Source organism: Allostigmatella hybrida (assembly GCF_020103775.1).
GTDB classification, from domain to species: Bacteria; Myxococcota; Myxococcia; order Myxococcales; family Myxococcaceae; genus Hyalangium; species Hyalangium aurantiaca.
Window position 1 is genome coordinate 110,231 of record NZ_JAHXBH010000015.1, and the last position, 23,665, is coordinate 133,895.

Consider the following 23,665-nt stretch of genomic DNA (forward strand, 5'->3'; position numbering starts at 1 on the left):
GGGCGTTTCCCGTCCGATCAGGCAAGGCCATGGTGGCTCGCGGCATCCTTATCGTCCTCGTGGTGGTGCTCCTGGGGGCGGCGGCGCCCTCGGAGCCCGCTCAGGCCGCGTTCGAGCGGGGGGAGAAGGCGCTCGCGGAGAACCAGCTCGGCGAGGCGGCGGTGGCCTACCGGCAGGCGCTCACGGAGCATCCCAACTGGGCCCCGGCGCTCAACGGCCTGGGCAACACCCTCTTCAAGCAGGGCCAGGCCATTGAGGCCTCGGCCCTGTTCCGCTCCGCCACCGAGGCGGACCCGGAGTTCAAGTCCGCGTGGTTCAACCTGGGCTACGCGGCGCGCAAGGCGGGGGACTTCGCCACGGCGGTGCGGGCCTACGAGCGCTACACCCAGCTCGCGCCCGAGGATCCGGACGGCCACTACGGGCTCGGGGAGAGCTACCGCCAGCAGGGCCAGAACGCCAAGGCCCTCGCCGCCTACGAGACGTACCTCGCCAAGGAGAAGCGCCCCAGCGAGCAGAAGTGGGTGGAGCAGGCGCGCGAACACGTGGCGGCGCTGCGGCCTCAACCCCGGACGGCGCCCACGGCCCCCGGGGCGGCGCGGGCGTCCGCGTCCCCGGGCTTCACGCCCCACCCGGGGCTGTCGCTCAGCCGGGTCCGGGACGGGGATGCGCTCCTCAAGGAGCGCCGGTACCGGGAAGCGGCCTTCGCCTTCCTCGACGCGGTCCACGCGGACGGGGGCAACGTGGAGGCGCTCTTCAAGCTGGGCAACGTCCTGGCGGTGCTGGGCTACTACGGCCAGGCCATCGAGCGGTGGAACCGCGTGGCGCAGCTCACCTCGGACGAGGCCATCCGCCAGAGCGCGGTGGAGAACGTGACGCGGGCTCAGGGCCGCGTGGCGCAGCAGGGCGGCTCCCCGCAGGCCCAGGGGGTGGCGCCCGGCTTCGGGCCCGTGGCGGAGACGGCGCGGGCGCAGGGCCGCCGCTTCTACGAGCAGGGCGTTCAGCGCATCCAGGCCGAGGACTATGCGGGGGCCGTCCAGAGCCTCACCCAGGCTGTCGTCCTGGAGCCCACCCTCGCGGTGGCATACACCGCCCGGGGCAGCGCCTACATCGGCCTGCGCCGCTACGCGGAGGCCGCCGTGGACTACGAGTACTCGCTCCGTTTGGCCCCGGAGCTGGCCTCTCCTTTATATGGACTGGGGGAAGCCTACCGGATGCTGGGGCGCACCCCGGAGGCCCGGGCGCACTACGAGCGGTACGCGGCCTCCACCGCCCGGGACGTCCGGCCAGAGCTCCAGTCCGAGGCCCGACAGACCGCCGAACGCCTTCGTTGAGGGACAAAGCAGCCGGGCGGATTTCGCGGTGGGACGGCTGGCACATGTCACCCCCGGCGCTTACTTTCCCCGTATGGACGGACGCATTTCCGAGGGTGGAGGCCGGCAGGTTTTTCGTCCACGGCGGATTCTCGCGGCCCTGATGGCGGGCGCGGGGCTCCTCTGGATCAGCGTCCTCGTCTATTTGATGAGCTTCGAGGGCGTGCCGCTGCAGACGTTCCTCGCGGCGCTCTTCTTCGTCGTCTTTTTCGCTGTCTCGCTGATGTATTACGGGCGCAGCAGCATCGTGGTGGACGAGCGCGGCATCACCTGCCGCGGCCTGGTCCGTACCCGGCGCTTCTCCTTCAAGGACATCCACAAGGTGGACGTGTTGCCGGGGCCGGTGACCGTCTACGCCATCCGGGGCCGGGGTGGGTTTGTCCACTTCACCAGCTTCTTCGTGCACCACCGGCGGCTCGCGGCGCTCCTCGTGGAGCGCGCGGGGCTCTCGGCGCAGGCGCTCTGAGCCCGCTCAGCCCAGCAGGGCATAGGTGACGAGAATCCCCGTGAGGGCCATCACCGCCCCCATGCCGAGGAACCACCCGTCGCCTTGAAACCGGCTTTGCTGCGCTGCGTCAAGCTCTGGCGCGGGCGGTTCCCCCGCGTCCGGAGGGGTCTCCGGGAGGGGGACTTCGACGGCCGCCTGGAACCGCAAGAGGGTCTGCCCCAGCTCGATGACGTCACCCCTGCCGAGGGCGAGGGGCTGCCTCACCTTCCGGCCATTCACGTAGAGGCCGTTGTGGGGGCTCAAGGAGGCCACGGTGTACGTGGTGCCGTCCCAGCACAGGCGGGCGTGGGCGCGGGAAACGGTCCGGTCCCGGATGTGAAGGTCCACGCCGGTGCCCCGGCCAATGTCCGTCCTCGCGCCCGCCAGGGGGAAGACGCGGCCCGTGTCGAGCCCGGTGAGGCAGGTGAGGGTGGCGGCCTGGGAGGGGGGAAGCTCCTCCGCATCGGTCAGCAGGTGCTTCAACACGGCCACGGTGCTCAGGGGACGTTCGGCCTCCGGGGGCGGCGCAACGGCCTTGAGGCGCATCTCCTGGGGCAGGCCCATCACCTCGCCGGGGAGCACGAGCCGGCGCAGGCCGGACGGCACGAGGACGCCGTTCACGGTGATGGGCTGCAGGGCGGTCACGGTCAGCCGGGGACCTTCGATGTGGAGGGTCAGGAGCCCGGGGGGAAGGCCCTCCAGGCGGATGGGGTCCTCCGGTCCTCCGCCCAGGAGGTGCTGGCCCTCCGCCAGCTCGAACGGGGTGAGGCTTCCCAGGTGCTCGAATTCGAAGCGCATGCCCGGGCCGGGGAGCAACCCAGGTGCCGAAGCGCCCCGCGAGTGCTTCCAGGGGATTGGCGCTCCGCCCCGTCTCCTTTCTGGACGGACCCGTCCCGCTTCCGGGACGCCGGGGCCGCCTCAATACCCCGCGTGCTTGTCGACGAGGTTCAGCAGGGGCGCACCGGCCTCGAAGCGCTCCAGGTTCTTCAGGAAGAAGGCCACGGCATCCTCCCGCCAGGTGGGCGTGTGGTCGGCGCAGTGGGGCGAGAGCAGGACGTTCTCGAGCCGCCAGAAGGGGTGCCCCGCCGGCAGCGGCTCGGTCTCGAAGACGTCCAGCGCGGCGCCCCGCAGGCGGCCCTGTTCCAGGGCGCGCACCAGCGCGGGTTCATCGACGGTGCTCCCCCGGCCCACGTTGATCAGCACCGCGTGCGGCTTCAGGGCCTTCAGCTCCGCTTCCCCCATCATGCGCTGGGTTCCGGGGGCGTTCGGCATGGCCAGGAGCAGGTAGTCCGAGGCGGCGATCATCTCCTGCCGGCGCTCGAGCGGAAACACCGCCTCCACAAAGGGGTCTCCCTCGCTCTGCCCGGGCCGGCGCCGGCAGGCCAGGATGCGCATGCCGAAGGCCTTCGCGCGCTGCGCGGCGGCCCGCCCGATGTCGCCATAGCCCAGGATGCCGAGCGTCTGCCCGCGCAGCTCCACGGAGGTGAACGGCTGCCAGCGGGCCTCGGCTTGCTGCCGCACCAGGCGGCGCAGGTCCTTGGCGAAGAACAGCATCGCGGCCAGGGCGAACTCGCTCAGCGAGCCGCTGTAGACCCCCTTGGAGTTGGTGAGGGGCAGGGGGCTCTGGATGAGCTCCTCGAAGAGGAGGTTCTCCACGCCGGCGAACAAAGAGTGAATCCAGCGGAGGTTCCGCGCCCGGGGCAGCAGCGTGCGCAGCAGGTCCTTTTTCTGCGAGTCGATCACGAGCACCTGCGCCTGCTCGATGGCGGCTCCCAGCTCCGCCTCGGACGCGCCCACGGTGAGGTGGAGGCGGGAGGCCAGTGGCCGGAGGGGCTCCAGGTGACGCGCGGTGGGGTCCGCCAGGACCAGCAGGTGCTCGACGCTCATGGGACCGCCGAGCATATCAACCCTGGCGCACGCGCTTGACGCCCCGGCGCAGGAGCAGATCGGGCGCCGTCCTGCGGTGGTCGCCTTTCAACACGAGCGTGGGGCCGGCCACTTCGCCGTAGCACCCCAGCCCGCGCTGGAGCGCCTCCAGCCACGTCCGCAGCCCGTCGGGCGCCAGCTCCAGCCCTTCTACGAGCGTCACCTCTTGTCCCCCGCGTTGCTCCAGGCGCAGCACCGCCAGCGCGGGCCCCTCGGTGGGAGGGGTGAGGGGAAAGTCCTCGGCGCGGACCTGGGGCTTGGCGCCCGGGACGGCCTCGCGCTGGGCGGCCAGGGCCGCGAAGGGGTTGTGGAAGCGCCCCTTGTCCTGGGGATCCCGGTAGCCCTGGGAGGGCGTGTCCTCGGGAGGGGGCGTTCCCGGTCCTGGGTGTTTCCGGCGTGCCATGCCCGTCACTCTGGCATGGATGCGGGGGGCCCCGCTTCAGCGGGGGACGATCCGCCAGAGCTGGTTGTCCGACGCGGGGCGGTTCATCGGATACGCGATGAGGGCGCCGTGGGAGGCATTGCCTCCCTCGATGTCGAGGACGAAGCCGTTGAGCTGGCTCTGGATGTAGAAGTAGCCCGGCACGGGGGAGGGCACGAACCGCCACAGCTGATGGGACGCCCCGGAGTACGGCCACGTGATGACGTGCGCGGCCGGGTTCGGGTTGGCCCCTTCGATATCCAGGACCCGTCCCGTCTCCCGGTTCTGGATGTAGAAGCCACCGGGCGCGGGGATGAGATCCCAGCTCATGTTGTCACGGCCGCGCCGGCGGGGCGGGGCCACGATGGCGGCTGAACCCTGCCGGCGGTCATTGTCCTCCACGCTGGCCAGGACATCCGCCAACCGGCTCTGGAGCTGGATCCGGCGCTGGGGCAGCCGCGGTCCCTCCGGGAGGGGCGGCCGGTGGGGCTCGGGCCTCGGGGGCGGAGCGTTGTAGTGAGGGGTTCCCGAAGGAGGAGGGCGGGACGGGGCAGGGGGCGTGGGGCGCGCCTCGCCCTGGCACCAGCCCGCGCTGCTGCAGGTCCGCAGGCCGTCACAGTGCGAGTCCTGGGTGCAGCGGTTGGGGCCCCGCGCGTTCTTCGACTCATCCCGGTAGTGCTGCGGGCTTGAGCCCGCGTGCGCCATCGACAGGGGGACCACGAGGGCCGCACACGCCGTCAGCCACTTCAACGCCTGCACCACCCGTCCCGCTGCATCACTTCGCCGTGCATCACCCTGACCGCGCATCATCTGTTTCTCCCGGCATGGTTCCTTCGGAGCCGCGTTGATCAATGGACTGTGCGGGCGGGGAAATAATTCAGAAGGGCCGGGCCGTGGGCGGCGTCCTGGGCGTAAAGTCGCTCCCGGATGCGTCCTCTTTCCCTGGTTTTCCTCCCCCTGTTGGGCCTGATTCTCGCCGCTTGCCGGGACGAACAGGCCGGTCCCCGCTCCCGGAAGCCGGCGGCTTCGGCCCAGATCAAGACGCGGGACACCGCGCCCGCGGACCTGACCTTCCGCAGCGGGGCCACGCTGGGCGGTGGCGCGCTGGTGTACCTGGGCTCCCGCGTCTCCCCCGTGCAGCCCTCCCCGGGGCAGGCCGTGCAGCTCTCGCATTACTTTCAGGCGGTGCGCCCGCCCCCGGAGGGGTTCCGGTTCTTCGTCCACCTGGTGGACGCGGACACGGGGCAGATGGTGGTCAACGCTGACCACGAGTTCCAGAACGGGGCGGCCCCCCTGGGCGCATGGCCGCAGGGGAAGGTGGTCGAGGACGTCCACACCGTGCAGATGCCGCCCGCGCCCGTCCGGGTGATGCTCGGCTTCTGGAAAGGGGACGAGCGCCTCGCGGTGGATGATCCGCGTGCACAGGATGGCGCGAACCGGCTGCTGGGGCCCGAGCTGGGTAAGGCGCCCGAGCTCCCCGAGTACAAGGTTCAGCGGGTCTCCACGCCCCTGGTGCTGGATGGCGTGCTGGACGACGCGGCCTGGAAAGAGGCCACCCCCGGGGTGTTGCGCGGCAGCTTCGATGGGCGGAGCGCCTCGCTGCGGACGGAGGCGCGGCTGCTCTACGACGAGGCTTCGCTCTACGTCGCGTTCGACGTGGAGGACCCCGATATCTGGGGAACCCTGCTCACGCGGGATGCGCCCATCTACGAGCAGGAGGTGGTGGAGGTCTTCCTGGACGCCAACGCGGACGGGAAGACCTACAACGAGCTGCAAGTCTCTCCGCACAACGTCATCTTCGATGCGTACTTCCCCGCGCGGCGGCAGGGCATGGACCTGAACTGGGACTCAGGCATGAAGACGGCCGTGAAGGTGCGCGGGACGCTGGACAACCCGGCGGACCGGGACGAGGGCTGGACGGTGGAGATGCAGATTCCGTTCGCACGGCTGGCCGAGGTGCCCCACGTCCCCCCTCGGAAGGGGGACCGCTGGCGCTTCAACCTCTACCGCCTGGAACACCTCGGGCGGCGGAACGTGGAGGGGCAGGCGTTTTCCCCGTTGTTCATCGGGGACTTCCACGCACTGCCCCGCTTTGGATGGCTCACGTTCGAATGAACGGAGCCTAGGCGTGGGGCGAGATGTCCCAGTGCGAGTCGGCCACGGACCGCTCGGTGGGATCGCCCAGGAAGCGCAGGAAGCCTTGGAGTTCCAAGGTGTCGATGAGTTCCTCGGCCTCCAGTTCGGAGAAGCCTTTCATGTCCACCAGCAGGTTGCGCATCATGGACTTGCCCCGCAGGTAACCGACGGGTTCTCCGGGCCCCAGGGCGGCCTTGATGTCCGCAGTGAGCTGTCTCAGGTCGAGATCTTCAGAGATCATTACCCCCCAGGGTAGGGACGGTGTGCGACAGGGACAACTGGGCGGGCGGGCGGAGGAGCCTCGCGTGCAAGGAAGGTGTGCAGGCGGACATCCTTTCCGTCGCTTTCCAACGTGACGGCGCCGTCCGTGTCCGTCCGGAAGCACTCGCTGCCCTGGGCGCGGTAGCGCGCCTCGACTTCGGGGTGGGGGAACCCAAAGCGGTTGCGGCGCCCCACGCAGAAGACGACATACCGGGGCCGGGTCCGTTCGATGAACGGCGGGGTGGAGGAGGTCCGCGAGCCATGGTGCGGTGCCTTGAGGACGGTGACGGGCCCCAGGTGTTCGAGCAGGGCCTCCTCGCCTGCCTCCTCCACGTCGCCCGCGAGCAGCACGCTCACGTCCCCGTGGCGCACGAGCACCACCACGCTCTGGTCGTTGACCCCTTCGAGCAGGTCCCGCTGGTCTGAAGGCGGAGGCCCCAGCACCTCCAGGGTGGCCTCGCCCAGCATGAAGGCGGTGCTCCCCACCTCCACTTCTTTCACCTGGGCGGGCCCCGCGGCGGCGATGAGCTTCCGGGACAGGGCCCCCTCCGTGGTGCCCGAGGGCAGCCAGAGCTGATCCGTGGGGACCTTGCCCAGGGTGGAGATGAGCCCGAGCGCGTGGTCGGGATGGGGGTGAGACAGGATGGTGAGGGCCAGCCGTCCAATGCGCTCGTGGGCGAGGAACGGCAGGACGAACCGCTCGCCGGTGTCGGCCCCCTGGGGCACCCCTCCGCCGTCCACCAGGGCGTGCTGGCCTCGCGAGCTGATCACCGCCGCATCGCCCTGGCCCACCGAGAGAAAGGTGATGCGCAGGGCGGGGCGGGGCATGAGCCAGGGGGTGAGCCAGGCCAGTGCCAGCGCCAGGGGGACCGCCAGCGCGCCGAGGCGCCCGCGTCCGCTGCCGAGCGCCCAGGCGCCGAGCCCCAACGTGAACAGGGCCGTGGCCACCCCCCCGAAGGGGGGCAGGTCCACCGTGGCGAGCGGAACCGCCGCGAAGAAGCGGGTGAGAATCAGCAGCACCTCCGAGGCCCACGCGCCGCCCCACAGCACCGGCGTGGCCAGCACCGGGGCCACCGTGAAGAGGGCCGCCCCGCCCGCGGCGAAGCCCGTGAGCAGGCCACACAGGGGCAGACAGACGATGTTGGAGACGAGCCCGGCAAGGCTCGCGCGGCCAAAGGCGCTGGCCACCAGGGGCAGGCTCGCCCCGGTCACCGCGACGCTGGCGCAGAACGTCTCCAGGATGGTCTCCCGTGCCTTTTCGGCGAGGCGCACGAGCCGGCGCTTCTCCTGGGGGTCCGGCGGCGGGACTGGAAGGGCCTCCCGCAGGGCGGGCGTGAGCAGCAGCAAGCTGAGCACGGCGAGAAACGACAGCTGGAGCGACAGGTCCGCGACGCTGGAGGGGGCCCAGACGATGAGCACCACCGCCGCGGCGGCCAGGCTGTTGAGCCCATCGGCGCGGCGCCACAGCGCCAGGCCCAGCAACACCACCGTGGCCATGACCGCCGAGCGCACCGCGGGGGGCTGGTTCCCGGTGAAGAGCACATAGGCCCAGACAAAGGGAATCGACGCGGGGGCGGCCACCCTCCGGGCATCCATCCCCCGGAAGCGCACGCCCACCCGGACGAGCATCCGCCGCAGCAGGGCCAGCGTCATCAGCGCGAGCGCCGCCACGTGCAGGCCGCTCACGCTGAGCACGTGGGCCAGCCCACTCCGGGAGAAGGCATCCTCCAGCGCATCGTCGAGCGAGGCCCGCTGCCCGGCGGCGAGGGTGAGAAACAGCGCCGCCGCGTCTTCTGACGGGGCCACCACCCGGACGGCCCGCGAGAGCCCTTGCTGGGTTCTATCGACGTACTGGCGCCACGCAGGCGCCTCGGACACCACCAGCAGCCGTCCCGCCTTGATGCTCCCGGTGAAGGCGAACGCGCGCCGGCGCCGCAGGGGCGTGAAGTCCTTCTCCCCGGGGTTGCCCGCGGGCTCCAGGGGCTGAAGGCGCGCCTCGGCGTGGACGCGCTGGCCGGGCAGCAGCGGCGGCGGTGTGCCCTGCAGGGTGAGGGTGGCGCGAAAGCGCGCCGGGACGGCGGGAGCGTCCGGAGCCCCAGCCCGGGCCACGGCCAGGTGCAGGCGGACGGCCTCATCGAAGCGATCCACGCGCTCGACTTCGCCCTCCAGGAAGGCGGATCCGCCGTGGATCAACGCGGGGGGCACATCCACGCGGGCCTCGAGCCCTGCCAGTCCCGCGCCAACGGCTCCCAGCGCGAGCAAAACACCCAGGTGGGAACCAGGCAGGCGAGCGAACGCCCAGGCGGCTGAGCTCACGACAACCGCGACGCCTAGGAATACCCAGTGAAGGCTTTCAGTTCTTGCTGTGTTCGCAGCAGCGCCCAGCAACAGACTCAGCGCTGGAAACACAAAAGGTCGCGCGCCGAGGTCGCGCCACGCATAACGATTCACCACCCCACCTCGCCCGTCCTGCCCCTGACGCGTCACCCACAGCGGCGGATAACGCGCACGAAATCCGACACGGTAGTCGGCGCGTTCTGAAGCGGTCAAGAGCTTCTGTGACGGAATGTTGCTGGATGATGTGGTTTGTGGTAGTTAGGCCGTGCTTCAGGTGGCCGAAGCCGGAATCCTTCTCAAGGAGGCGGTAAAGAGTGCAGACCAGCTTCAAGACTGGTGACAAGGCGGTTTACCCGGGCCAGGGCGTTGGCGAGGTCATGGGTATCGAGCACACCGAAGTGGCCGGTCAGCGTCAGTCCTTCTACGTGCTGCGCATCCTGGAGAATGGGATGCGGATCATGATCCCGATCAATAAGGTCGGCTCGGTGGGCCTGCGGGAGATCATCAGCGAGGAGGACGTCAAGCAGGTCTATTCCATCCTCAAGGAGAAGGACATCTCGGTCGACTCCACGACCTGGAACCGCCGGTACCGGGAGTACATGGAGAAGATCAAGACGGGTTCCGTCTTCGAGATCGCCGAGGTGCTGCGCGATCTGTACCTCCTGAAGGGCGACAAGGATCTCTCCTTCGGTGAGCGCAAGATGCTGGACACGGCGCGCTCGCTGCTCATCAAGGAGCTGTCGCTGGCCAAGGACTGCTCCGAAGAGGAGATCGAGTCCGACCTGAAGAAGATCTTCAACATCGCCTCCTAGCGCGCCCGTTGCCGCTGGCGCATGCTTGGCCCTGGGCCCCTTCGTGGGGTCCAGGGCTTTTTCATGTCCGAGGAACAGCGCGTCCAGGAAGAGCGGCAGCGGCGCATCGCGGAGCTGGAGGCCCGGCTGGCACGGCGCTCCCGGGGCGCGGTCCGGCCCCCCATGGCCCTGGCGGCCATCGCGGTGAGCGTGGCGCTGCTGTGGATGCAGCGGCGGGAGCTGGCCTACCTCGTCTCGCCGCGCCCCCCCCTGTCGCTCGGGGCGGAAGGGGAGTACCGCCTCGAAGCATTGAGCTCCAACCGGTATGCCCAGCTGCACGGCGTGCCGGCGTCGCACGGCGCCTATGAGCGGGACGGTGAGGCGCTCTATGTGCTGGTGGGCCTGAGGGAGTCCCCCTTCGTGGTCCGCCGGCCGGCCCTGCCGGGGGAAGAGTGGACTCCGGGGCGGCCCCCTCCACCGCCGGATCCCCGGCCGTTCGCGGTCCGCGGCCGGCTCCTCGCCGAGGAGGACGCCCCGCGCTACCGGGAGGCCTTCGCGTTGTTGCGCGAGAAGGGCGAGCTTCAACCCCGGGACGGCCGGCTGTGGATCGTCATCGAGGGGCAGCGGCCCGGGCAAGACTGGGGCCGGGCGGGGGTGGCGTTGCTGCTGGGCGCCTTCGCCGCCGCCAATGCCGTGCTCCTGGTGCGGAGCCTGCGCCGTCCCCGGTCCCCGGCTGGCTGAGCGCGCGGGGCGTTACAGGAAGATCAACGAGAAGAGGGTCATGAGCAGCCCCAGGCCCGCCGTCACCAGGGCGATGTGCCGGAGCCGCAAGGGCCGGCGCATGGGGCGGCCCTCCGGGAGGGCGGCGCTCGGGGCCGCCGTGGCCGGGCTTCCCGGGCCGCGCAGCTTCAGGACGGAGTTGCCCAGCGTGAGTTCATCCCCCGGGTGCAGCTGCGTGTCCCCTTCGATTTTCACACGGTTGACGAAGGTGCCGTTCTGGCTGCCCAGGTCCTTCAAGAGGAGGACGTCCCCGGTGCGCAGCAACTGCACGTGGCGGCGGCTGATGGACGGATGCTGGAGGCGCAAGTCACACGCCGACGCGCGGCCGATGACGAGCGTTCCCTGGGGGATGGGCATGAGCTGGCCTGCGCCAGGCCCTTTCTCCACGTAGAGCGACACCGCGAGGGGGCTGGTCCCGGAGTATTCGCGCGCGTCGAACCGGGGCATCAGCTCGCGGTCCTGGTTGAGCTGGCGCACGTTTCGCGCTCCCCGGGGCGAGCGGCGGGGCCCCACGGGGAACTGGGGGACGCGCTGGGGACGTGGATCATCCGCCTGCAGCGGGGTGATTTCGTCGTCGTCAAAGGGCAGCTCCACCTCCTGCTTCTTGGGCGACGGCAGACCCGGAGGCTGAGGGGGACGAGGGGGCCGCTTGGGGTTGGAGGGAGCCATGCCTGTTCCTATTCTCCCAGATTGGTGGCTGGCCCTGCCATATCCTGGCGACTAGAGTGACCGCCTTCATTCATTTTGCTCAGGAAGGAACCCCACCGTGGCCCCGCCGTCGATCGCGCTCTTCAACACGCTGACGATGCAGAAGGAGCCCCTGGTGACCGCCGAGCCCGGCGTCGTTCGCCTCTACGTGTGTGGTCCTACGGTCTACAGTTACATACATATTGGCAATGCGCGGACCTTCACCTCGTTCGATGTCGTGGTGCGTTATCTGCGCTACCGGGGCTACCAGGTCCACTACGTCCGCAACTACACGGACGTGGACGACAAGATCATCAAGGCGGCGAACGAGACCGGGGAGACGCCGGTCGAGCTGGCCGGCCGCTTCGTGAAGATCTTCGAGGAGGACTCGCGCGCGCTGCACCTGGTGGCGCCGGACGTGTCGCCCAAGGTGAGCGATCACCTCCCAGAAATCATCCGCATCGTCGAAGCGCTGGTGGCCAAGGGCGTGGCGTACGCGTCCCAGGGGGACGTGTACTTCTCGGTGAGCAGCTATCCGGACTACGCGAAGCTCTCCAAGCGCAAGCTGGACGACCTGTGCGCGGGCGAGCGGGTGGCCCCCGGCGAGCAGAAGCGGGAGCCCCTGGACTTCGCGCTCTGGAAGGCCGCCAAGCCGGGAGAGCCCGCGTGGGACAGCCCCTGGGGCAAGGGCCGGCCGGGCTGGCACATCGAGTGCTCGGCGATGAGCGCCAAGTACCTGGGCGAGTCCTTCGACATCCACGGGGGCGCGCTGGATCTGATCTTCCCCCACCACGAGAACGAGATCGCCCAGAGCGAGGCCGCGAGCGGCAAGCCGTTCGCCAAGTACTGGATGCACTGCGGCTTTCTCGACATCGAGGGGGCGAAGATGTCCAAGTCCCTGGGCAACGTGGTGCGGCTGCGGGATGCGCTGTCGCGCGTTGACGCGGAGGCGCTGCGCTTTTTCTTCCTGTCGACGCACTACCGGCACCCGCTGCACTTCGCGGACAAGGCCATCGCCGACAGCGAATACCGCCTGGAGTACTTCTACGAGACGCTGCGCAAGGTGGACGAGCGCGTGGCCGGGAAGGACTTCGGCCCGGGGCCCCTGCACGGGGAGCCCGGACGCTTCCTCCAGCAGTTCGAAGCCGCCATGGATGACGACTTCAACTGCCCGGGTGCCCTGGGCGTGCTCTCGGGGCTGTTCGGGCAGATGAACGAGCTGACCGACAAGCCGCCCGTGAAGGACAAGGCGCTCGTGGGCCGGACGCTGCAGGCCCTGCGCGAGAACGTGCGCAAGCTCTCCGGCGCGCTGGGGCTGTTCGAGGACGAGCCCGCCCAGTGGTTGCTGCGGCGGCGGGACCGGGCCGTGCAGGAGCGGGGCATCGACGTGGCGCAGGTGGAGCGGTTGATTTCCGAGCGCAACGAGGCCCGCAAGGCCAAGAACTTCGCGGATGCGGACCGGCTGCGCGGGGAGCTGAAGGGGCAGGGCGTGGAGATCATGGACACGGCGGCGGGGACCTCCTGGAAGGTCGCCGCGCCCGTGGCCGAGACCGCCTGAGCACGCAGGGCCCGTCGCCATGAAGCGCCTGTCCGGTCTGCTCACCTGCCTCCTGGCCCTGCCGGGCCTGGCCCAGGGGGTGCCGCTCTCGCTGCCGGAGGAGAAGGCCGCGGCGAAGGCCATTGGCGCCCCCCTGCTCATCAGCCATGTGCGGTTCCTCGCGCATGATCTCCTGGAGGGGCGGGCGCCGGGGACGCGGGGCGATGCCCTGGCCCAGGCGTACATTGCCTCGCAGTTCGAGGGGCTGGGGCTGAAGCCCGCAGGCACCGGGGGCTCGTACCTTCAGCCCTTCGAGCTCGTGGGGCTCGAGGGCCATCCGGAGACAATGACCTTCCGCGCCGCCTCGGGGCGGCTCGAGTTGAAGTTTCGCGAGGACTTCATCGCGGTGTCCGGCGTCCAGGCGTCTCCGGTGGTGCTGAAGGACTCGGAGCTGGTGTTCGTGGGCTACGGCATTGTCGCGCCCGAGTATCAGTGGGACGACTTCAAGGGGATGGACCTCCAGGGGAAGACCCTGCTCATCCTCAACAGCGATCCGGCGGAAAACCCCCACCTCTTCGCGGGCCGGTCGCGGCTCTGGTACGGGCGCTGGGACTACAAGTATCTCCAGGCGGCGAAGGTGGGCGCTGCGGGCGCCATCCTCCTGCACACGACGCCCAGCGCGGGGTATTCCTGGCGCGTGGTGCAGTCCTCGTGGACGGGCGAGCAGTTCGAGCTGCCCGCCTCGGGCGCGCCGCGCTTGCAGGTGAAGGCGTGGGCCACCGAGGACGCCACGCGGCGGCTCGTCCGGCTGGGAGGGCAGGAGCTGGAGGCCCTGGTGGCGGCGGCCCAGACGCGCGAGTTCCGGCCCGTGCCGCTCGGGGTGAAGGTCTCCACGCGGTTCGCGAACCAGGTCCGGCGCCGGCCCACCGCCAACGTGCTCGGCCTGCTGCCCGGGAGCGATTCCGCGCTGGCCGGGGAGGCCGTGCTCTACACGGCCCATCATGATCACCTGGGCATGAAGGCGGACGCCCGGCCGGGCGAGGACGCCATCTACAACGGCGCGGTGGACAACGCCTCCGGCGTGGCGGAGATGCTTGCGGTGGCCCGAGCCTTCCAGGCGCTGCCGAAGCCGCCCCGGCGCTCGGTGCTCTTCGCCGCCGTGGCCGCCGAGGAGCAGGGGCTTCTGGGCTCGGAGTTCCTCGCCGGACACCTGCCGTTTCCCGCGGGCCGGGTGGCCGCCAACATCAACATCGATGGGGCCAACATCAACGGCCGGACGAAGGACGTCACCGTCATCGGCCTGGGCAAGTCCAACCTCGATGCGCTCATCACCGCGCTGGCCGGGGCCCAGGGCCGGGGGGTGAAGGGTGACCAGCTCGGGGACCGGGGCTTCTTCTACCGGTCGGATCAATTCAGCTTCGCCAAGCGGGGCATCCCGGCGGCGTATTTCAGCAGTGGCATGGACTTCGTGGGCAGGCCCGAAGGGTGGGGCCTGCGGCAGCGGGAGACGTGGGAAGGGCAGCACTACCACCAGCCCTCCGACGAACTGCGCCCCGAGTGGGACTGGTCCGGCGCGGTGGAGGACACCCAGCTCTACTTCCTGCTGGGCGCGCACGTGGCGCGGGCCCCGGAGCTGCCCCGCTGGAATCCCGGGGACGAGTTCGAGGCGCCCCGGCGGGAAGCCCTGAAGCGGGCGAAATAGCCCCGCGTCCGTCCACTGGAGGGCAAGCGTGCAGGAAGGGACAGCCTGCCGTGCGGCCGGATGTTAAATCAGCCAGAACATGCCGGACTTCCAGATCGTCAGTGCACACGCGCCGCAGGGCGACCAGCCAAGGGCCATCGCGGAGCTGACCGAGGGGCTGCTTCGGGGCGACCGCTATCAGACCCTGCTCGGCGTCACGGGCTCGGGCAAGACCTTCACCATGGCAAACCTCATCGCCAACGTGCAGCGGCCCACCCTCATCATCGCCCACAACAAGACCCTGGCCGCCCAGCTGTACGGGGAGTTCAAGGAAGTATTCCCGCACAACGCCGTCGAGTACTTCGTCTCGTACTACGACTATTACCAGCCCGAGGCGTACGTCCCCTCGTCGGACACCTTCATCGAGAAGGATTCGTCCATCAATGACGAGATCGAACGCATGCGCCACTCGGCCACCCACAGCCTGCGCATCCGGGACGACGTGGTCATCGTGGCCAGCGTGTCCTGCATCTACGGCCTGGGCGCCGCGCGCTCTTATGTGGACATGGCCGCCACGGTCACCCTGGGGGCCGAGCTGGGCCGCGATGCGCTCATGCGCAAGCTCATCGAGAGCCAGTACGAGCGCAACGACTTCGACTTCCACCGGGGCACCTTCCGCGCCCGGGGCGATACCATCGAAGTCTTCCCCGCCTACGAGGAGGAGCGCGCCATCCGGGTGAGCTTCTTCGGCGACGAGGTGGAGAAGATCACCGAGTTCGATCCCCTGCGCGGCGTCACCCTGGGCGCGCTGGACAAGATCGTCATCTTCCCCGCGAGCCACTACGCGACGGAAGGCGACACCCGGAAGAAGGCCATCCAGACCATCCGCGACGAGTTGTCCGAGCGGCTCCAGGAGTTCAAGCGCGAGGGCAAGCTGCTGGAGGCCCAGCGGCTCGAACAGCGCACCATGTTCGACCTGGAGATGATGGAGCAGGTGGGGTTCTGCAACGGCATCGAGAACTACTCCCGGCACTTCTCGGGCCGCGCCCCGGGCGAGCCGCCGCCGTGCCTCATCGACTATTTCCCCCGGAACATGCTCGTGCTCGTGGACGAGAGCCACCAGACCGTCTCGCAGATCGGCGCCATGTACCGGGGTGACCGCTCGCGCAAGGAGACGCTGGTGAACTACGGCTTCCGGCTGCCCAGCGCCCTGGACAACCGGCCCCTGAAGTTCACCGAGTTTGAGGAGATGGTGCAGCAGGCCGTCTTCGTCTCCGCCACCCCGGCCGAGTACGAACTCCAGAAGAGCAGGGGCGTGGTGGTCGAGCAGATCATCCGCCCCACGGGCTTGTTGGACCCGGAAGTCGAAGTGCGCCCGGCGCGCAACCAGGTGGACGACTTGCTGGAGGAGGTCCGAAAGCGCGTGGCCAAGAAAGAGCGCGTGCTGGCCACCACGCTCACCAAGCGCATGGCGGAGGACCTCACCGAGTACTTCACCGACGTGGGCGTGAAGGTGCGCTACCTGCACTCGGACATCGGCGCCATCGAGCGCACCGCCATCATCCGGGATTTGCGCCGGGGCGTGTTCGACGTGCTGGTGGGCATCAACCTGCTGCGCGAAGGCCTGGACATCCCCGAGGTGTCCCTGGTGGCCATCCTCGATGCGGACAAGGAGGGTTTCCTGCGCAGCCATGTCTCGCTCATCCAGACCATTGGCCGCGCGGCGCGCAACGTGGAGGGACACGTCATCATGTACTCGGATGCGATGACCGACTCGATGAAGCTCGCCATCGAGGAGACGAGCCGCCGCCGCGAGGTGCAGCGCGCCTACAACGAGAAGCACGGGATTACGCCCCGCTCGGTCAAGAGCGCCATCCTGGACCTGTCGCTCCAGTACGACGCGGACCCCACCGCGCTGCCCCTGGCGGCCGATGCGCCCAACGACCTGCTCGAGACGAAGGAGATCAAGCGGCTCATCGAGCAGTTCACCAAGGACATGCAGCACGCCGCCGACGAGATGCAGTTCGAGAAGGCGGCGGAGTACCGGGACCGCATCGTGCTGCTCAAGGACATGGACCTGGGCCTCAAGCCGCCCAGCCGCTCGCTGTTGCAGGCTCCTCCTCCCAAGGCCGAGGACACGTCGGCCATGAAGGGCCGCCGAGGCCCCGCGGCCAAGGGCCGCAGGAAGCGCTAGGACTCCCCTATGGACGCCCGGCTCCAGGAGAAGCTGGACTCGTTGCCCACCGAACCCGGCGTGTACCTGATGAAGGACCGCCGGGGCCTCGTCATCTACGTGGGCAAGGCGGTGAACCTGCGCAACCGGGTGCGCTCGTACTTCACCCGCACCGGGGACACGCGCGCCTTCATCGCCCTGCTCGACACGATGTTGGGCGACATCGAGACGGTGCTCGTTCACAACGAGAAGGAAGCGCTGCTTCTCGAGAACGAGCTCATCAAGAAGCACAAGCCGCGCTTCAACGTCCTGCTCAAGGACGACAAGCAGTTCATCTCCCTGCGGCTCGACCGCAGCCAGCCGTACCCCCGGCTGGAGGTGGTGCGCAAGTACGAGCGGGACGGGGCGCGCTACTTCGGGCCGTACTCCAGCGCGGGCGCCATCCGCGAGACGCTGCGCATCATCAACCGCTACTTCCACCTGCGCACCTGCACGGACCACGTGCTGGCCAACCGCAAGCGGCCCTGCCTGCTGCACCAGATCGGCCGCTGCCCGGCCCCGTGCGTCTACCCGGTGCCGCCCGAGGACTACCGCCGCAGCGTGGACGAGGTGGGGATGTTCCTGGAGGGCAAGGCGGGCGAGCTGGTGGATGGGCTCCGGGGGCGCATGCGCAGCGCCGCCTCCGAGCTGAAGTTCGAGGAGGCCGCGCGCCTGCGCGACCAGCTCCAGGCCATCGAGCGCAGCCTGGAGCGCCAGAAGGTGGCCACCACCGACTTCAAGGACCAGGACGTCTTCTCCTTCTTCCGGGAAGGCGACCGCATCCTCTTCTATGTCCTCTGGGTGCGGCAGGGCCGGCTCAACGGGGGCCAGGCGTTCCCCTTCGGCAGCCAGGAGTTCCCCGACGAGGAACTGCTCGCCTCCTTCGTGAACCTCTATTACGACCAGGGCAGCTTCGTGCCCGAGGAAGTCCTGCTGCCGCTGGAGCCGGAGAGCCTGGAGGGGCTGGAGGCGCTGCTGTCCGAGCGCAAGGGCCAGAAGGTGCGCGTGCTGGTGCCCAAGCGCGGCGAGAAGCACGAGCTGGTGCTCATGGCGCACAAGAACGCCGAGCAGTCCTTCGTGGAGCGCAAGCGGACCAAGGACGAGACGGATGCGGTGCTCGGCCGGCTCCAGCAGAAGCTGGGCCTGCGCAACTACCCGCGCCGCATGGAGTGCTTCGACATCTCGCACTTCCAGGGCTCCAGCATCGTCGCCTCCCAGGTGGCCGTCACCGATGGCGAGACCGACAAGTCCCGCTACCGCCGCTACAAGATCAAAACCCTGGAGAAGCAGGACGACTTCGCCAGCATGTACGAAGTCATCTCCCGCCGTCTCAAGCGAGGCCAGGAAGAGAAGGACTTGCCGGATTTGCTGGTCATCGACGGTGGCAAGGGCCAGCTCGCCAGCGCCCACGCGGCCATGAAGGACCTGGGCGTGGAGGGCGTGGACGTGGTGGGCCTCGCCAAGAGCCGGGATCAAGAGGTGTTTGATCGCGACGCCGAGAGCGCCCGCAGCCCCGAGCGCATCTTCGTGCTGGGTCGCAAGGACCCCATCGTGTTGCCGCAGAACTCAGCGGAAATCTTCATGCTCACGCGCATGAGGGACGAGGCGCACCGGTTCGCCATCACCTTCCAGCGCAAGGATCTGCGCAAGAGCCGCATCCACTCGGCCCTGGAGGACATTCCCGGGGTGGGGGAGGGGCGGCGCAAGTTGCTGCTGCGTCATTTTGGCTCGCTCAAGCGCGTGAGCGAGGCGAGCATCGAGGAGCTGGCGGAGGTGGTCGGCCCGTCCCTGGCCGAGCGCGTCCACGCGGGGCTTCACGGCCACGAGGAGGAGGACGCGGCGGACCCGGTCCGGGAAGCCTCGCTGGCCGATGCGGACGCGGCAATAGGCGAAAAATCCTCGCAGGGAGGGTCGCCAGCTGGCTCGGCGTGATTAATTTTCACTCGGGAATTCAGAGCGGAAAGTGCGCTGGAACCACGAAGTTCCAGGGATTTTTCATTGCGGCTGGACACGGCGCTGTTTTATAGCGATCCGCAATCGTCGAGCACGCAATACAGGGTGAGGGGTGGACACATGAGGCTCTATCCGAAGGTGATCCCGATCATCTCTCGCGAGTGCATCCAGCAGCTGACGCAGGATGGGGACATCGAAGTCGAGATGATGCGGGTGGCGGACGCCGAGATGGATCTGTCAGCCATCATGCGTGAGTACCTCGCCAACGAGGAGCGCGTGAACCAGGCGACGCGCGAGGCCCTGGAGCGGCGGGGGTACGACTACTCCAAGTTCAACCAGGTCAAGCGTGAGATGGCCGACGTCCGCGGCTTCAAGATGGGCGACGAGGGCATCGAATACGTCATCAATCAGATGATTGAGTTCCTGCTCATCAGCCGCAATGTCGAGGAAGTGTTCTCCCCCGACAATGTGCTGCGTATGAAGATTTTCAGCGTGATGAAGAAGCACCTCGACGTGGACGATGAAATCGACCGGGAGGCGCGCTCGCGGCTGAAGCACCTGCAGGAGGGCACCAGCGCCTTCGACATCGAGTACAACAAGACGGTGGAGCAGATCCGCCGCGCCCGGGGCCTCATCTAGCCGGCTGCCAATCCCCGTCCCGCTGCCTACCTTGTGGGGAAGGAGGCAGCGATGGTGGGTTCACTTCTCAACTCGATGATGCTGGGTCTCTTGGTGACCCAGGCACCAGGCGGCATGACGTTCGATGGGCGCGAGGTCAGCGCCAGGACGACGTCCTCGGTGGGCTTCTTCGCCCAGGGGACGACTCCCTTCCCCAACCTGTGGGAGCGCGGCACCGGCTCGGCCAGCCTCACGGTCGAGGACCGGGTGTTGGACCCCAGCGCCAGCTACGGTGACAAGGCCCGCGTCGAGGCCCGCTTCCGGCTGGGCACCTCCGAATATCAAATCGAGCTGACCCAGCCCGGCTTCCCGCCCGCCCAGGTGTCCGGGGCAGCGGCCGCTGGGTCGCTTCCCCGGCCCGGTCATCCCGTGGGCGGCGGCGTCCTGGTGGATCAGGATGTCTACGGCAATAGCGGGCTTGGCTGGATAGCGACCACCCGGGTGCATGCGGCCGCGGCCGTCTGGGGCGTGGGGCGTGTGTCGCTCAACGGACGGTTGCTGACGGACTCGGCCATCATCCACGCCGCGGCGCTGTCGCACGGTGCCCAGGCCGATGACGACACCCACATCACGCTGCCCCAGGCCCGCACGGGTGACGCGGAGCTTCAGGTGCTCGTGTGGAACCTGCCGCTCAACGTCGAGCCCCGGGGCTTCCTGCAGCTGTCCTTCGATGATGTGCAGATCGACTTCGACGGCACGGTGCTGAAGTCCTTGGCCCAGGTTCCGAACGTCTCTGAGCAGCCCCAGAACCCGATGAGCCTCGCGTCATCCCTGGGCGGGGTGAGCCTGGCGACGCCGCTGGCGCCCCCCTCGCGTCCGGGCGATGGGCTCGGCGGCAGCGGCTTCTCCGTGGAAGGGACCGCGGTGACGGGGCTTCCCGGTGGGCCCATCACCCCGGTCGGCCCGGGGGTGCTTGGCGGTCCGGCGTCCCCGGATCCCTCCGTCATTCCCGGCTTCAGCGTGGGGACGGAGGGCGTCGCGGTAGGGACGGCGGACTCGCTGACCGCCATTGCTCCCGCGCCGGTGGTGCGGGGGGGCGCGGTGACGCCGGACACCATCAGTGGCTCGTTCCCCACCCGGGGCGCGCCGACGCCGCCCGCGAACATCTCGGGGGTGATGCCGGGCACGCCCGCGCCGGGCTCGCAGCTCGCGCTGGAGAGCCAGGGCCTCGTGGGCGCCCCCCCTCCGGGAGGCCCCGCGGAGGCAGGGGTGGCGTTGCCGCGCTCTGCGGGAGCCACCGCCTCCACGCAGGGCTCCTTCACCGTGGTGCCCATCTCTCCGCCCAACTTCACCACCTTCTCGGGCACGGCGCAGATCAGCCCGGGCCTCATCGCGACGCCGCCGCCCATGGGGACGGATGTGACGATTCCCACGCCGCCGCTCCTGGGCTCGCCGGCCCCGCTCACCGCCGCGAACGCGCCGCCGCTCCTGGGCACGCCCGCGCCGCTCAATGCCGCGCCCGCGCCCGGCCTGGTGGGTACGCCCTCGCCGGCCAATGCGTTCCCCCTGGCCCCGAGCGTGGGGGCCCCGGCCCCGGGCTTCATCGCGCCGGCGGGGGGCACCGGGGTGCCGCCCTCCATCTAAAGGAGGGGGAGTGGCCGGGGTGAAAAATTGACCCCCGGCCACAGGGCTGTAGCGTCCTGTGCATGCCGACGTTCGCTGCAGCCCTCTCCCGTCCCTCCACCCCGCGGAGCGATCCGCTGCGTGAGGCCGTGGAAAGCCTGTCCGCGGCGCTCCCGGCCCGTGCGGACGCGGCGGTGCTCGTGGAGCTTCTGGAGGATGATCTCCGGGAAGGGCTCGACGCACTGGGGGACGTGGAGGCGCACTTCTCCGAAGTCATCGAGGCGCTGGGGGCGGAGCAGCCCTCGCCCATCGCGCTGCTCTCGGTGGCCGACGAGCAGCGGGTGCTTCAGCGGCTCGACACCCTGATGGACGTGGTGACGCAGGTGCGCCGCCGGCTCTCGAAGGCGTCGGGGCTGCTCAGAGCGAGCCCAAGAACTTCACCAACGCCTTGCGGCCGCTGACCGGCAGCTTCCGGAACTGCTCCCGGGAGCGCTCCGCTTCGCCGCCGTGCCAGAGGATGGCCTCCTCCAGCGTGCGGGCCCGGCCATCGTGGAGGTAGCCCGAGTAGGGCAGCACTGTCTGGGTGAGCCCCAGGCCCCACAGCGGCGCGGTGCGCCACTCCTGTCCGGTGGCGATTCCATCCGGACGGCCATCCGCGAGCCCTGCTCCCATGTCGTGCAGGAGCAGGTCCGTGTACGGGTGGATGCGCTGGTGGCGGAGGTCCGCGAGCGCATCGGGGCCGGTGTGCAGCGTCTCCCGGTGGCACCGCTCGCAGCCCAGGGCCTGGAACTGGTCCTCGCCCCGCTGGGTCTCCGCGTCGTCGAGCAGATCCCTCGCCGGCACCGCGAGCGTGCGCGCGTAGAAGGCCGCGGCCTCCAGCGTGTGGAGGGGAAGCTCGTGGGTGCCGTCCGCCTCGGGGAACAGGGGCGTCGTCACGCCCATGTCGTTCAGGTAGGCCTCGGCCGACTGCTGGAGCAGGGTGGGGCTGTTGGCCTTCAGCCCGAACCGTCCGGGCACCAGCGCCTGGCGCTGCACGTCCCAGACTTCATTGAGGCGGCCCGAGATGCCGTCCCGGTTCTTGTCGGTGGGGTCCGCCAGGGCCTGGAGCGTGGAGACCTCCACGGCCTCGAGCAGCCCCAGCCCGAACACGGGGGGCGGCAGGCGCAGCGAGGTGAGCATGCCCGTGGGCAGCGCCGAGCCGTCGCTGGGGGTGATGTGGAGGCGCGGCGCGCGGAGCGAGTAGCGGGTGCCATCCGCGTACGCGCCCTCGGTCTCCACCCACTCCAGGCGAACGGAGGCCTCCGGCGTCAACCCGTAGTTGGCCTGGTCGGAAATCTGAGTGCCCAGGCCCGGGACGAGCACGGGGCCATGGGGGTGAGTAGGAACGCCCTCGGGCATGCTGACGCGCACGAGCAGCTGGGTGCGCTGGGGGCCGGGCCCCATCACCGGCATGCCGCGCCCGTTGCGCAGGTGGCAGGCATTGCAGGAGTTGTTGTTGAAGAGGGGGCCGAGCCCGGGGTTCACCGGGGCGGGGCCGGGGACGAAGAGGGCCGCGAAGGCCGCATCCCCGGCGCGGTGCAGCGCCAGCCCCTCCTCGGTGAGGTGGGGCGCCGGCTGCGCGAACGCCAGGGAGGTGCGGTTGTCGATGGTGGTGGCGCCACCGGCCCGGGGGGGCTCCGTTTCCCCACAGCCGGCCAGCAGCGCCGTCACCGTGGAGAGCAGGAGCGCCCGGGATACCGCGCTACCGGTTGATGAGCTGGGTGACGTCCGTCTGGAAGGTGTCCTGCGCCTTGCGGATGGCCTCCTGGGCGGCTTCGATTTCGTCCGCGGCGTTCGGATCCCGGATGGATTCACGGAAGGGCTCGGGGACGCGGGCAAGGGCGGCAATGGCATCGGTCAGCTCCTGGCGGATCCGGGTATCCAGCTGCGGATTCGCGTCCTTCACGAAGTCAGCGAGAGAGGGGCCCTTGGCCGTGGCCCCGGGCAGGTGGCCCAGGTAAGCGTTCTCGACACTGCGGATGTTGTTGGTGAAGTCGGACAGCGAGTTGTAGGCAAACTGGCTCTCGACGAGCTCCGGGTCCTTCGCATCATAAGGGTCGGCGATCTTCCCGTTGGCCACCTCGTCCAGGATGTTGACGATACCACCCACCATCTCCTGGGCCGCGTTCTGCACGGAGGGGTAGAACGTGTTGCCCTCCTCCCCGGCCCCGGCGAAGGCGTCGCGGTACGGAGCGCGTCCGTCCACGGACTGGGTCCAGGCGTTCGCCAGCGCGGCGCCAATGTCCCGGAGCTGCGTGGAGATGGCCTTCAGGTAGTCGAACTCCCGCTGGGTGAAGTCCTGCACCGTCTTCTCGGCGCCCGTGCCGGGGTCCCGCGCGAAGAGCAGGTACTCCACGGTGTGGAAGCCCTTGAGCGTGTCCTCCAGGTTGCCCACGTACTCCGGGGTGAAGGCATCGTTGCTGGCCAACACCGCGTCCAGGTCCGAGCGGTTCACCGGCCAGCTGTCCAGCGCCGGGTCGTACCCGAACGAGTCCACCGGGCCGAAGAGGAAGCCCTCGCTCTGCTCCCACGGCACCCGGGCGTCGAACCAGGCCTTCCGGGCCGCCGCGAGGCGCTCGGCGGTGGGGCCCGCGGCGAGCGCGGTGGCCGCCGTGTTCAGGGCCTCCAGCCGCGCGGCGAGCTGCTGGTAGGTGGGGACCACCACGTCATCGGCGAAGTGAACGACGATCTCCTTGTCGAAGGAGGACGTGGACGGGGTGGAGTCATCGTCTCCGCAGGACAGGAGCGCGAGCGCGCCGGTGAGGGCCAGGGGACGGAGCCAGGAGCGGGAGAAGAGCATGTGCGG

The 23,665-nt window shown here is 69.5% G+C and carries 21 protein-coding genes; 12 read left to right on the forward strand and 9 right to left on the reverse strand.

Features of this window, described 5'->3' with window-relative positions; all coding sequences use genetic code 11:
• Nucleotides 1-29: 29 nt before the first annotated feature.
• Together KY661_RS22270 and KY661_RS22275 are read left to right on the forward strand one after the other, a co-directional pair.
• Entirely contained in the window at nucleotides 30-1,331 is a 1,302-nt protein-coding gene (locus KY661_RS22270; protein WP_225412134.1) for a tetratricopeptide repeat protein, read from the forward strand.
• 73 nt (nucleotides 1,332-1,404) lie between these two features.
• Nucleotides 1,405-1,836 carry a PH domain-containing protein gene (locus KY661_RS22275; RefSeq protein WP_225412135.1) on the forward strand — a complete coding sequence of 144 codons (432 nt, stop codon included), beginning with the start codon at nucleotides 1,405-1,407 and terminating at the stop codon, nucleotides 1,834-1,836.
• A 6-nt stretch (nucleotides 1,837-1,842) separates the two neighbouring features.
• Here KY661_RS22275 and KY661_RS22280 read toward each other — a convergent pair whose 3' ends face one another.
• From KY661_RS22280 to KY661_RS22295, 4 genes are all read right to left on the reverse strand, one after another.
• On the reverse strand, nucleotides 1,843-2,655 hold the full coding sequence (locus tag KY661_RS22280; RefSeq protein ID WP_225412136.1) for an FHA domain-containing protein: 813 nt from the start codon (nucleotides 2,653-2,655) through the stop codon (nucleotides 1,843-1,845).
• Nucleotides 2,656-2,775: 120 nt separating this feature from the next.
• Nucleotides 2,776-3,744, reverse strand: coding sequence for a D-2-hydroxyacid dehydrogenase (locus KY661_RS22285; protein ID WP_225412137.1), 969 nt, complete (start codon nucleotides 3,742-3,744; stop codon nucleotides 2,776-2,778).
• A gap of 16 nt (nucleotides 3,745-3,760) precedes the next feature.
• Nucleotides 3,761-4,186 carry a translation initiation factor gene (locus KY661_RS22290; RefSeq protein ID WP_225412138.1) on the reverse strand — a complete coding sequence of 142 codons (426 nt, stop codon included), beginning with the start codon at nucleotides 4,184-4,186 and terminating at the stop codon, nucleotides 3,761-3,763.
• Between the two features lie 36 nt (nucleotides 4,187-4,222).
• On the reverse strand, nucleotides 4,223-5,014 hold the full coding sequence (locus tag KY661_RS22295) for an RICIN domain-containing protein (RefSeq protein ID WP_225412139.1): 792 nt from the start codon (nucleotides 5,012-5,014) through the stop codon (nucleotides 4,223-4,225).
• 117 nt (nucleotides 5,015-5,131) lie between these two features.
• Here KY661_RS22295 and KY661_RS22300 point away from each other — a divergent pair, with 117 nt between their 5' ends.
• On the forward strand, nucleotides 5,132-6,319 hold the full coding sequence (locus tag KY661_RS22300; RefSeq protein ID WP_225412140.1) for a carbohydrate-binding family 9-like protein: 1,188 nt from the start codon (nucleotides 5,132-5,134) through the stop codon (nucleotides 6,317-6,319).
• A 7-nt stretch (nucleotides 6,320-6,326) separates the two neighbouring features.
• On the opposite strand, the gene KY661_RS22305 is transcribed toward KY661_RS22300, so the two are convergent.
• Together KY661_RS22305 and KY661_RS22310 are read right to left on the reverse strand one after the other, a co-directional pair.
• Nucleotides 6,327-6,581, reverse strand: coding sequence for a hypothetical protein (locus KY661_RS22305; RefSeq protein WP_075008047.1), 255 nt, complete (start codon nucleotides 6,579-6,581; stop codon nucleotides 6,327-6,329).
• The gene (locus tag KY661_RS22310) at nucleotides 6,581-9,088 is read right to left on the reverse strand and encodes a DNA internalization-related competence protein ComEC/Rec2 (protein WP_398577225.1); all 2,508 of its coding nucleotides are present in this window, start codon (nucleotides 9,086-9,088) and stop codon (nucleotides 6,581-6,583) included. Before KY661_RS22310 ends, KY661_RS22305 begins: the two co-directional genes overlap by 1 nt.
• A gap of 164 nt (nucleotides 9,089-9,252) precedes the next feature.
• On the opposite strand from KY661_RS22310, the gene KY661_RS22315 reads away from it, so the two are divergent.
• Together KY661_RS22315 and KY661_RS22320 are read left to right on the forward strand one after the other, a co-directional pair.
• Nucleotides 9,253-9,750 carry a CarD family transcriptional regulator gene (locus KY661_RS22315; RefSeq protein ID WP_075008048.1) on the forward strand — a complete coding sequence of 166 codons (498 nt, stop codon included), beginning with the start codon at nucleotides 9,253-9,255 and terminating at the stop codon, nucleotides 9,748-9,750.
• A 63-nt stretch (nucleotides 9,751-9,813) separates the two neighbouring features.
• Entirely contained in the window at nucleotides 9,814-10,470 is a 657-nt protein-coding gene (locus tag KY661_RS22320; RefSeq protein ID WP_225412142.1) for a hypothetical protein, read from the forward strand.
• 12 nt (nucleotides 10,471-10,482) lie between these two features.
• Here KY661_RS22320 and KY661_RS22325 read toward each other — a convergent pair whose 3' ends face one another.
• On the reverse strand, nucleotides 10,483-11,178 hold the full coding sequence (locus KY661_RS22325) for an FHA domain-containing protein (protein ID WP_225412143.1): 696 nt from the start codon (nucleotides 11,176-11,178) through the stop codon (nucleotides 10,483-10,485).
• Between the two features lie 97 nt (nucleotides 11,179-11,275).
• Here KY661_RS22325 and cysS point away from each other — a divergent pair, with 97 nt between their 5' ends.
• The 7 genes from cysS to KY661_RS22360 all read left to right on the forward strand — a co-directional run bounded on the left by cysS (nucleotide 11,276) and on the right by KY661_RS22360 (nucleotide 21,281).
• Complete coding sequence (cysS, locus tag KY661_RS22330; RefSeq protein ID WP_225412144.1) at nucleotides 11,276-12,754, forward strand: cysteine--tRNA ligase; 1,479 nt, start codon at nucleotides 11,276-11,278, stop codon at nucleotides 12,752-12,754.
• A gap of 19 nt (nucleotides 12,755-12,773) precedes the next feature.
• Nucleotides 12,774-14,435 carry a M28 family peptidase gene (locus tag KY661_RS22335; protein WP_225412145.1) on the forward strand — a complete coding sequence of 554 codons (1,662 nt, stop codon included), beginning with the start codon at nucleotides 12,774-12,776 and terminating at the stop codon, nucleotides 14,433-14,435.
• A 79-nt stretch (nucleotides 14,436-14,514) separates the two neighbouring features.
• Nucleotides 14,515-16,608: an excinuclease ABC subunit UvrB gene (gene uvrB, locus KY661_RS22340; protein WP_225412146.1), complete on the forward strand. Its 2,094-nt coding sequence runs from the start codon at nucleotides 14,515-14,517 to the stop codon at nucleotides 16,606-16,608.
• A gap of 9 nt (nucleotides 16,609-16,617) precedes the next feature.
• The gene (gene uvrC, locus KY661_RS22345) at nucleotides 16,618-18,558 is read left to right on the forward strand and encodes an excinuclease ABC subunit UvrC (RefSeq protein WP_225412147.1); all 1,941 of its coding nucleotides are present in this window, start codon (nucleotides 16,618-16,620) and stop codon (nucleotides 18,556-18,558) included.
• A 141-nt stretch (nucleotides 18,559-18,699) separates the two neighbouring features.
• Entirely contained in the window at nucleotides 18,700-19,218 is a 519-nt protein-coding gene (locus tag KY661_RS22350; RefSeq protein WP_075008055.1) for a DUF507 family protein, read from the forward strand.
• Nucleotides 19,219-19,269: 51 nt separating this feature from the next.
• On the forward strand, nucleotides 19,270-20,841 hold the full coding sequence (locus KY661_RS22355) for an elastin (protein WP_225412148.1): 1,572 nt from the start codon (nucleotides 19,270-19,272) through the stop codon (nucleotides 20,839-20,841).
• Nucleotides 20,842-20,903: 62 nt separating this feature from the next.
• Nucleotides 20,904-21,281: a hypothetical protein gene (locus KY661_RS22360; protein WP_225412149.1), complete on the forward strand. Its 378-nt coding sequence runs from the start codon at nucleotides 20,904-20,906 to the stop codon at nucleotides 21,279-21,281.
• Here KY661_RS22360 and KY661_RS22365 read toward each other — a convergent pair.
• Nucleotides 21,238-22,530: a di-heme oxidoreductase family protein gene (locus tag KY661_RS22365; RefSeq protein WP_225412150.1), complete on the reverse strand. Its 1,293-nt coding sequence runs from the start codon at nucleotides 22,528-22,530 to the stop codon at nucleotides 21,238-21,240. The genes KY661_RS22360 and KY661_RS22365 overlap by 44 nt on opposite strands.
• A gap of 31 nt (nucleotides 22,531-22,561) precedes the next feature.
• A complete protein-coding gene (locus KY661_RS22370; RefSeq protein WP_225412151.1) occupies nucleotides 22,562-23,659 on the reverse strand; it encodes an imelysin family protein in 1,098 nt (365 codons plus the stop codon).
• Between the last annotated feature and the right edge of the window lie 6 nt (nucleotides 23,660-23,665).